Origin of the sequence: Streptomyces sp. A012304 (assembly GCF_026008495.1) — a bacterium.
Classification (GTDB): domain Bacteria; phylum Actinomycetota; class Actinomycetes; order Streptomycetales; family Streptomycetaceae; genus Streptomyces.
In genome coordinates, this window is record NZ_BQUN01000145.1 from 1 (window position 1) to 427 (window position 427).

Below are 427 nucleotides of genomic sequence, written 5' to 3' on the forward strand. Positions count from 1 at the left end.
GCGGGAGGAGGGAGAGGAGGTAGCGGACCTCCGCGATGCAGGTCTCCTCGTCGTCGTAGGCGAAGTGGCACACACCGCTGGTCTCGGCGTGCACGTCCGCGCCGCCCAGGCCGTTCTGGGTGATCTCCTCACCGGTGACCGCCTTGACGACGTCCGGGCCGGTGATGAACATCTGCGAGGTCTCACGGACCATGAACACGAAGTCGGTCAGGGCCGGGCTGTAGGCCGCGCCGCCCGCGCACGGACCGAGCATCACACTGATCTGCGGGATGACACCGGAGGCCTTGGTGTTGCGCTGGAAGATCCCGCCGTAACCGGCGAGCGCGGAGACACCCTCCTGGATCCGGGCACCGGCACCGTCGTTGAGCGACACCAGCGGCGCACCGGCCGCGATCGCCATGTCCATGATCTTGTGGATCTTCGTGGC

1 protein-coding gene is annotated in these 427 nt (G+C 67.7%); it reads right to left on the reverse strand.

Annotated features, from left to right (window positions below; genetic code table 11):
- The coding region (locus ALMP_RS34870) for a carboxyl transferase domain-containing protein (protein ID WP_309299574.1) at positions 1–427 on the reverse strand (427 nt) is incomplete at both ends.